Below are 8,963 nucleotides of genomic sequence, written 5' to 3'. Positions count from 1 at the left end.
ATGTTGACGTGCGGCTTATTGCGCTCAAACTTGCTCTTTGCCATTGAATGCTTCCTGTGAACATAAGAGGTGAACCCGGCTGCCGGGTTTGGTGTCGCCGTTTAAGGCTTTCCACCAGAATGCGCAAGACATAATTACGACCTGCGCCGGGACAAGGGCCGGGCGCAAGAGAGCTTGCGAATGACGCCCAAATCCAGCGTCTTTGCAGCGATGATCAGACGCCGCACTAAAGCATCCGACGGATGATCTGCCTCAGGCCTGCGTGATGATTTGGAGCGGGTAGCGGGAATCGAACCCGCGTATTCAGCTTGGAAGGCTGCTGCTCTACCATTGAGCTATACCCGCGGGGTATGGTCCGATCATGAGACGAATGGTGGAGAGAGTTGGATTTGAACCAACGTAGGCTGAGCCAACGGATTTACAGTCCGTCCCCTTTAACCACTCGGGCATCTCTCCAGTTTCGTCCGGATCGTTCGACCAAGTTTGTCAGACTGTTTGGCTGAGCGCCTCTCGGTCTGCGCCGCGTATATGACCGCGTCGTTTCGGTCTGTCAACACGGCTTCTGAGCAAAAATTGCGAAAATAAACATGAGCCGATCCGAAGGCCTTTGTTTGCAGGGTCTATGCCTGAGGCGGGCCCGTGGCTATATAGCCTCATGAGCAAGGACAACACCAAAGACCGATCGAACCGCGACACGCATTACGCAACTTTGCGCCGCCAGGTGCGCGATGCAAAGCGTGAGCGTGGCGAGATTCCCACCCCGCCCCACAAGAAGCCGAAGTCGAACAAGGACTGGAAGCCGCCGCAGTTGCAGCCCGAACAGGTTCTCCTCTACGGACTGCACACGGTGCGCGCCGCGCTCGACAACCCGGAACGGAAGCTCATCAAGCTGTCCATCACCCAGAACGCATTCGCCCGGCTTGATATCGGCGAAGCGGGAGCCCTTCCCTATCCCGTCGAATTCGTATCACCGCAGGACATCGACAAGGTGCTCGGCCCCGAAGCGATCCACCAGGGTGTCATGCTCGAGACGAGGCCCCTGCCCGTACGCCGTCTCGAAGCCCTGAAGGAAAGCCCGCTTCTTCTTGTGCTCGACCAGGTCACGGACCCGCATAATGTCGGCGCAATCATGCGTTCGGCCGTCGCATTCGGCGCTGGTGCCGTTATCACCACCCAGAGACATAGCCCGACGGAATCGGGTGTGCTGGCGAAATCTGCGTCGGGCGCGCTGGAACTCATCCCTTATATCCAGATCACAAATCTTTCGGATGCGCTCGGTGAGCTGCACCAGCTCGGCTTCCAGACCATCGGGCTTGATTCCGAAGGACCTGCCGTTCTGGAAGAAACCTTCAGTGGTGACCGGATCGCCCTCGTGCTCGGATCTGAAGGCAAGGGCCTGCGACAGAAGACCCGCGAAACGGTGAGTGCGCTCGCACGGCTCGACATGCCAGGCGAGATCAAGTCCCTCAACGTGTCGAATGCCGCAGCCGTCTCGCTTTATGCAAGCCGCCAACATCTGGCGCGCACAGGATCGGGCAAGGCCGGCTGATGCAATCGCTGGCTGCCACCTTTGAGACTGCGGCACTTCTTGCCGGGCACGCCATCATGCGTGTCCGTGATGCAGGCACCGAAACTCACTACAAGGCGGATTGCTCGCCGGTGACGGAGGCCGATGAGCAGGCCGAGGCGATCGTTCTTGCCGAACTCTCAAGGCACTGCCCCGGCATTCCGGTCGTGGCGGAAGAATCAGTTGCGGCCGGACACACGCCACAGATCCGCGGCTCGGCCTTCATCCTCGTCGACCCGCTCGACGGCACCAAGGAATTCATCAGCGGCTCGACGGACTTCACGGTCAACATCGCCTTGATCGAAGACGGCGTACCGACGCTCGGCATGGTTTATGCACCGGCGCTCAAGGTTGCCTATCTCGGCGGCGATAACCTGGTGGAAAAGCTCATCATCGGTGATGCTTACGCCGTCGTTGAACGCCAGCGCGTCTCGGCTCGGCCGGTGCCGGAACATCCGATCGTCGTCGCCAGCCGCTCGCACAATACGCCCGAGACGGACGCCTTCATCCGCACCTCCGGCGCATCGGAGATTCGCTCCATCGGTTCCTCCTTGAAATTCTGCCTGCTCGCAGAGGGTACGGCTGACCTCTATCCCCGCTTCGGACGTACCATGGAATGGGACACCGCAGCGGGCGACGCGGTGCTGCGGGCCGCAGGTGGCATCACGCTGGATGTCGAAGGGGCGCCGCTTCGCTACGGAAAGACGGGCCAGACTGACCTCGTGGATTTCGCCAACCCGGATTTCATAGCCTGGGGTCTTCGCGAAGCCACACGCCCTACTTGAGGTAACCCTGTTTTGCACTAGCTGGTGGGACGCGTTGCAATAACCTTCCGATGCGGTAGGAAATGCACATTTGGGTCGTAGCGGCGGGCTGATCGCCATATTGAGGATGACGCATGCGTATTGTGATGGTTGGGTCGGGCTATGTTGGCCTGGTATCGGGTGCCTGCTTTGCTGATTTCGGGCACGACGTGGTCTGCGTCGACAAGGCGGTCGAAAAGATCGAGGCGCTGAAGCAGGGCATCATGCCGATCTATGAGCCGGGGCTCGATGCCCTGGTCGAATCGAATGTGAAGGCCGGCCGCCTCTCCTTCACCACGGATCTGAAACCCGCCGTTGCCGATGCCGACGTCGTCTTCATCGCGGTCGGCACGCCGTCGCGCCGTGGTGATGGCCATGCCGATCTCGGTTATGTGCATGCCGCCGCACGCGAGATCGCCGAGGCAATGACCGGCTTTACCGTGGTCGTCACCAAGTCCACGGTGCCGGTCGGCACCGGCGACGAGGTGGAGCGCATCATCCGCGAAACCAATCCGGGTGCCGATTTCGCCGTGGTCTCCAATCCGGAATTCCTGCGCGAAGGTGCGGCGATCGAAGACTTCAAGCGTCCGGACCGAATCGTCGTCGGTCTGTCCGATGAACGCGCACGCCATGTGATGACGGAAGTCTACCGGCCGCTCTACCTCAACCAGTCGCCGCTCCTGTTTACCTCGCGCCGCACCTCCGAACTGATCAAGTATGCCGCGAACGGCTTCCTTGCCATGAAGATCACCTTCATCAACGAGATTGCCGATCTCTGCGAGAAAGTTGGCGCGGACGTACAGGACGTTTCGCGCGGGATAGGGCTTGATGGCCGCATCGGCTCCAAGTTCCTGCATGCCGGCCCCGGTTACGGCGGCTCCTGCTTCCCGAAGGACACGCTGGCGCTTGCCAAGACGGCGCAGGATTTCGATGCACCGGTGCGCCTCGTCGAAACGACAATTGCGATCAATGACAGCCGCAAGCGCGCCATGGGCCGCAAGGTCATTGCCGCGGCCGGCGGCGACGTGCGCGGCAAGAAGGTTGCGCTGCTGGGCCTCACCTTCAAGCCGAACACCGACGACATGCGCGACAGCCCATCGATTGCTGTCGTCCAGACGCTGAAGGATGCCGGCGCCATCGTCTCCGGTTATGATCCGGAAGGCATGGAAAACGCCAGGCAGATGATGGAGATCGACTTTGCGAGTGGCCCTTACCAGGCCGCCGAAGGTGCCGATGTCGCGGTGCTCGTCACCGAATGGAATGAGTTCCGCGCACTGGACCTGAAGCGCCTGAAGTCGGTGATGAAGTCGCCGATCCTCGTTGACCTGCGCAACGTCTACCGCCCGCACGAGGTCGAGGCGCAGGGCTTCACCTATACCGGCGTCGGCAAGGCCTGAGCCAAGACGAAACGCGCGGCTCGCGGCCACCGTGCCGCGGGCGCGCTAGCGGGCCCGTCCACCCAAAAACAAAAAGCCCCGCCGGGTGGCAGGGCAAGTTGGGAAAACCGCAGCATATTGCGGCAGTCGAACTGTGCACAGGATCTGGCGCCGAACGAAGCCCAGAAGCCGCGATTCCGGTACGCTTGATCAAAGATTGCGGCGCGATCAGAACTGCGCGCGGATCGTCTGGCTGGACTGTCTGAGGAAAGAAGTGGTGCCCCCGGCAGGGTTCGAACCCGCGACCCCCTGATTACAAATCAGGTGCTCTACCAACTGAGCTACAAGGGCACTTGTAGCGGCGGAGTTAAGCGGTTTCGCCCGCTCTGTAAAGAGCAAATCTGAGGATGGGCGTGCAAATGCCGGATCGTTTCAGGCGTACGCAAATGCCGCGACTGCGCTTGTGCAAGGGCTTGGTTCTCGGGTACCTAAAGTCGAGCAAGCTCGCCGCACGGCGAAGCGAAGTCCAAGGTTCCAGCCTATGCCCTGCGGGCAGCATCCAAAGGCCTGATCAATGTCCCGTCAGTCGCAAACGCTTTCCTTCATCGCCTCGACTGCCCCTGAGGCGCAGATGGCCCTGGAAGAACTGGTGCGGCTTTACGGCAATGTTCCGCCGGCCGATGCCGATATCCTGGTGGCGCTTGGTGGCGACGGCTTCATGCTGCAGACGCTGCACGAGACGATCAACACCGACAAATGCGTCTACGGTATGAACTGCGGCTCGGTTGGCTTCCTGATGAACGACTACCGAGCCGATGGTCTTCACGAGCGCATCGCCCATGCGGTGGAAAACGAATTCCACCCGCTGAAGATGACGACCACGAACGAAGATGGCTCCACCTCCACGGCACTCGCCATCAACGAGGTCTACCTGTTCCGCCAGTCCTACCAGGCGGCGAAGCTGCGGGTGGTGATCGACGGGCATACGCGGCTCGAGGAACTGATCTGCGACGGGTTGATGATTGCAACACCCGCCGGCTCGACCGCTTACAACCTTTCGGCTCATGGGCCGATCCTGCCGCTCGAAGCGCCGCTGCTCGCCATGACGCCGGTGTCGGCCTTCCGCCCCAGACGTTGGCGTGGTGCCCTGCTTCCGAATCATGTCTGCGTTGATCTCGAGATCCTGGAGCCGGAAAAGCGACCGGTGAACGCCGTTGCCGACAATGCGGAAGTGAAATCGGTGCTGCATGTGCGCGTGGCGCAGTGCACGGACGTAACGGCGCGTCTTCTATCCGACCCCGACCATTCTTGGTCGGATCGCATCCTTGCCGAGCAGTTCAGCAACTAGCACAGACGAAAAAGGCCGGATGCATGATCCGGCCCTTCTCTTATTCTTCGACCTTGATCAGTCGACGTCCGCGACATCCACGTCCGGCTTGCCGCTGATGCGGTGCGCCAGCGCGGCTTCCATGAACTCGTTGAGGTCGCCATCAAGAACGTCATCCGGTGCCGTGCTCGACACGCCGGTGCGCAGGTCCTTCACCAACTGGTATGGCTGCAGGACATAGGAGCGGATCTGGTGGCCCCAGCCGATATCGGTCTTCGATGCCGCTTCGGCATTCGCCGCATCTTCGCGCTTCTTCAGCTCGGCTTCATACAGGCGGGCACGCAACATTTCCCAAGCCTTGGCCCGGTTCTTGTGCTGCGAACGCTCCTGCTGGCACGCAACCACGATGCCCGTCGGAATGTGCGTGATGCGCACCGCCGAGTCGGTCGTGTTGACGTGCTGTCCGCCTGCGCCCGAAGACCGGTAGGTATCGATACGGCAGTCGCTCTCGTTGACGTCGATGTTGATCGATTCGTCGACAACCGGGTAGACCCAGATCGACGAGAAGGACGTGTGGCGGCGCGCATTGCTGTCATACGGCGAGATGCGCACAAGGCGGTGCACGCCCGATTCGGTTTTCAGCCAGCCATAGGCATTGTGGCCCTTGACCAGCATGGTCGCGGACTTGATGCCGGCTTCTTCGCCGTCATGCACTTCCATGAGCTCAACCTTGAAGCCGGAGCGCTCGGCCCAGCGGGTGTACATGCGCAACAGCATGTTCGCCCAATCCTGGCTTTCCGTTCCACCCGCGCCGGAATGCACTTCAAGATAAGTGTCGTTGCCGTCCGCTTCGCCGGACAGCATGGCTTCGACCTGCCGGCGGCCGGCTTCGGCCTTCAGGGCCCTCAGCGCGTTCTCCGCCTCGGTGACGATGCCCTCGTCGCCTTCTTCTTCGCCAAGCTCGATCAGCTCGATATTGTCGTTGAGCTGGCTTTCCATGGCTTTGACGCCATTGATGCCATCTTCAAGCTGCTGGCGTTCGCGCATCAGCTTCTGCGCTTCCTGCGCATCGTTCCAGAGGTTTGGATCCTCTGCCTTGTTATTCAACCAGTCCAGTCGTCTTACCGCCTGATCCCAGTCAAAGATGCCTCCTCAGCAGGCTTATGGCCTGCTTGATTTCGTCGACGACATTGATGATTTCCGCACGCATGGCGTTGGTTCTTCACTCTCTATTTTCGGATTTCAAAGGTGCCGTGGACATAGTTGGCTCGGGACCGGATGTAAAGACCGGCCCCTGCCCTCGCCTCGGGTCGAATTGGCTCGGGAAGCCTTAGAACAGCCCCGGCATGCCGGAGGTCACCGCCTGCTGCGCCTGCGGCGAGTGCGAGAAGATCTGGTCCTGGGTCATATATTCGCCGTCGCCGATGACCTGGAAGACATCCGCCGGACCGGTGCCGGGCTTGAAGGCCTCGACAATGGTATCCGGCTCGCCTTCCATGGCGCCCATGCCGGTCTTGCGGTTGACGGCAACCAGTTGCATGCCTTCCGGAACGTGGAACTTCTCGGCTGGCGTCAGCTTTGCGGCTTCTTCCAGGAACTTGCCGAAGATCGGCGCTGCGAGCCCGCTGCCCGTACCAGCGTGGCCAAGCGGCGCCGGCGTGTCGTAACCGATGTAGAGACCGGCCACGAGGTTCGGGGTGTAGCCGACGAACCAGGCATCCTTCTCGTCATTGGTGGTGCCGGTCTTGCCAGCGACGTCACGGTCCTTCACCGGGATCTTGCCGGCCGCCGTGCCGCGCTGGACGACGCCCTGCATCATCGAGGTGATCTGGTAAGCAGTCATCGGATCAAGAACCTGCTCGCGGGTATCCACCACGGTCGGTTCTTCCTGGTTGTTCCAGGCGTTGGCGTTGCAGCCGTCGCAATTACGCTCTTCGTGACGGAAGATCGTCTTGCCGTAACGGTCCTGGATGCGGTCAATCACCGTTGGCTTGATCTGCTTTCCGCCATTGGCGAGCACGGCGTAAGCCGAGACCATGCGCATGACGGTGGTCTCACCCGAACCGAGGGACATGGCGAGCACCGGCAGCATCTTGTCATAGATGCCGAAACGCTCGGCATATTCGGCAACCAGTTCCATGCCCATGTCCTGCGCAAGGCGCACGGTCATCTGGTTTCGTGACTTTTCAATACCGGTGCGCAGCGTCGAAGGACCGCCGGAATTGCCACCGTAGTTGTCCGGGCGCCAGACCTGGCCGCCGGAGACAATCTCGATCGGTGCGTCAAGAATAACCGATGCCGGCGTGTACCCATTGTCGAGCGCCGCAGCGTAGACGAACGGCTTGAAGGATGAGCCCGGCTGGCGCATGGCCTGCGTGGCGCGGTTGAACTCAGACTGCGCGTAGGAGAAGCCGCCTGCCATGGCGAGAACACGACCGGTGTTCGGATCCATGGCGACAAACCCGCCCTGAACCTTCGGCGGCTGGCGCAGGCGATAGCTCTTCGCAGCCTCGTCGATCAGTTCGACATAAATGACATCGCCGCGGTTCAAGACGCCTTCCGGCGACTTTGCGGTCTTGCGCTTGTCGGTGGCGTCGCGGAAGGCCCATTTCATGTCGTCGGCGTCGATCGTGCCGGCTTCGCGCGCAGGGTCGACCTTGCCGGCACCATCCGTCGATGGCTGCAGGCCGATGCTGACCGACTGCGGCGTCACGTCAATGACGACCGCAAGCTTCCATTCGGGAACGTCCCGCAGGCCCGACACCTTGGCAAGTTCGGGACCCCAGTCGCCGACCATCGAGATCTGCGCAACCGGACCGTGGAAACCACGGCGCTGGTCGTACTCAACAAGCCCTTCCTGCAGCACCTTGCGGGCGATGACCTGCAATTCGGGGTCGAGCGAGGTGCGGACGGACAGGCCACCTTCGTAAAGCGACTTGTCGCCGTAACGCTCGATGATCTGGCGACGGACTTCCTCGGAGAAATAGTCAGAGGCAAACAGGTGGATGCCCGAGCGGCGCGGGTTCACGCCAAGCGGCTGCTTCTTGGCCTCGTCGGCATCCGACTGGGTGATGTAGCCGTTCTCGGCCATGCGATCGATGACCCAGTTGCGGCGCTCGAGCGCTGCCTTCTCGCGGCGGAACGGATGGTAGTTCGCGGGCCCCTTCGGAAGGGCTGCCAGGTAGGCGGCTTCTGCCGTGGTGAGTTCCGTTACCGACTTGTCGAAATAGGTGAGTGCCGCGCCGGCAATGCCGTAGGAATTAAGGCCGAAAAAGATCTCGTTGAGGTAAAGCTCGAGGATCTTGTCCTTGGAATAGGTCTGCTCGATGCGGAAGGAGAGAATCGCTTCCTTCACCTTGCGGTCGATCGTCTGGTCGGCGGTCAGGAGGAAGTTCTTCGCCACCTGCTGCGTAATCGTGGACGCGCCTTCCGGGCGGCGGCCCGACCCGAGGTTCTGGATGTTGGACACGATCGCGCGGGCGAGACCGGTGATATCCACGCCCGGGTGGTTGTAGAAGTTCTTGTCTTCCGCCGACAGGAAAGCTGCCTTGACGCGATCCGGCACGGCCTGGATCGGCAAGAACAGGCGCCGTTCGCGAGCATATTCAGCCATCAGCGCACCATTGCCGGCATGCACGCGCGTCGCAACAGGCGGCTCATACGAGGCAAGAACCTCGTAATTCGGCAAGTCCTTGGTCATACCGGCGAGGTAGATACCAACGCCGGCGGCCACGACCAGGAAGAGGACGCAAGCCAGTCCAAAGAAATACCCAATCAGTCTGATCATTGTCTGAGCTACCGTTCAGCTTTCATTCGGCGCATGGATCACCATGGCATGATTTAACGCGTTTTGCACGGTGGTTGCGGCTGTGCAAGGCGGAGAAGATCAA

6 protein-coding genes and 3 tRNA genes are annotated in these 8,963 nt (G+C 60.9%); 4 read left to right on the top strand and 5 right to left on the bottom strand.

Features of this window, described 5'->3' with window-relative positions; all coding sequences use genetic code 11:
- Window positions 1-271 precede the first annotated feature (271 nt).
- Both M0654_RS21655 and M0654_RS21650 read right to left on the bottom strand, forming a co-directional pair.
- Window positions 272-345 (bottom strand) — tRNA-Gly (locus tag M0654_RS21655).
- 26 nt (window positions 346-371) lie between these two features.
- A tRNA-Tyr gene (locus tag M0654_RS21650) sits at window positions 372-456 on the bottom strand.
- 199 nt (window positions 457-655) lie between these two features.
- On the opposite strand from M0654_RS21650, the gene rlmB reads away from it, so the two are divergent.
- The 3 genes from rlmB (at window position 656) to M0654_RS21635 (ending at window position 3,767) form a co-directional block, all read left to right on the top strand.
- Entirely contained in the window at window positions 656-1,549 is an 894-nt protein-coding gene (gene rlmB / locus M0654_RS21645) for a 23S rRNA (guanosine(2251)-2'-O)-methyltransferase RlmB (protein WP_248684866.1), read from the top strand.
- 8 nt (window positions 1,550-1,557) lie between these two features.
- A complete protein-coding gene (gene cysQ / locus M0654_RS21640) occupies window positions 1,558-2,352 on the top strand; it encodes a 3'(2'),5'-bisphosphate nucleotidase CysQ (RefSeq protein ID WP_248684869.1) in 795 nt (264 codons plus the stop codon).
- Between the two features lie 113 nt (window positions 2,353-2,465).
- Window positions 2,466-3,767, top strand: coding sequence for a UDP-glucose dehydrogenase family protein (locus M0654_RS21635; RefSeq protein ID WP_248684865.1), 1,302 nt, complete (start codon window positions 2,466-2,468; stop codon window positions 3,765-3,767).
- 254 nt (window positions 3,768-4,021) lie between these two features.
- Here M0654_RS21635 and M0654_RS21630 read toward each other — a convergent pair.
- A tRNA-Thr gene (locus M0654_RS21630) sits at window positions 4,022-4,097 on the bottom strand.
- Between the two features lie 223 nt (window positions 4,098-4,320).
- Between M0654_RS21630 and M0654_RS21625 the strand changes: the two genes are divergently transcribed.
- A complete protein-coding gene (locus M0654_RS21625) occupies window positions 4,321-5,094 on the top strand; it encodes an NAD kinase (RefSeq protein ID WP_118849332.1) in 774 nt (257 codons plus the stop codon).
- 57 nt (window positions 5,095-5,151) lie between these two features.
- Here M0654_RS21625 and prfB read toward each other — a convergent pair.
- A protein-coding gene (prfB, locus tag M0654_RS21620) for a peptide chain release factor 2 (RefSeq protein ID WP_248684864.1) occupies window positions 5,152-6,283 on the bottom strand; the annotation gives its coding sequence in 2 pieces (ribosomal slippage) (window positions 5,152-6,213 and window positions 6,215-6,283; 1,131 coding nt in all).
- Window positions 6,284-6,403: 120 nt separating this feature from the next.
- Window positions 6,404-8,860, bottom strand: coding sequence for a penicillin-binding protein 1A (locus M0654_RS21615; RefSeq protein ID WP_248684863.1), 2,457 nt, complete (start codon window positions 8,858-8,860; stop codon window positions 6,404-6,406).
- Between the last annotated feature and the right edge of the window lie 103 nt (window positions 8,861-8,963).

This window comes from Neorhizobium turbinariae, from assembly GCF_023223505.1.
GTDB classification, from domain to species: domain Bacteria; phylum Pseudomonadota; class Alphaproteobacteria; order Rhizobiales; family Rhizobiaceae; genus Neorhizobium; species Neorhizobium turbinariae.
Note: the sequence above shows the minus strand (reverse complement) of the source record. Positions and strands in the feature narration are given on the sequence as shown.

What these genes read in the sequence shown, in the direction of transcription:
- rlmB (WP_248684866.1), top strand. Translation starts at nt 656, where the DNA reads ATGAGCAAGGACAACACCAAAGACCGATCGAACCGCGACACGCATTAC.
- M0654_RS21635 (WP_248684865.1), top strand. Translation starts at nt 2,466, where the DNA reads ATGCGTATTGTGATGGTTGGGTCGGGCTATGTTGGCCTGGTATCGGGT.
- M0654_RS21625 (WP_118849332.1), top strand. Translation starts at nt 4,321, where the DNA reads ATGTCCCGTCAGTCGCAAACGCTTTCCTTCATCGCCTCGACTGCCCCT.
- M0654_RS21615 (WP_248684863.1), bottom strand. Translation starts at nt 8,860, where the DNA reads ATGATCAGACTGATTGGGTATTTCTTTGGACTGGCTTGCGTCCTCTTC.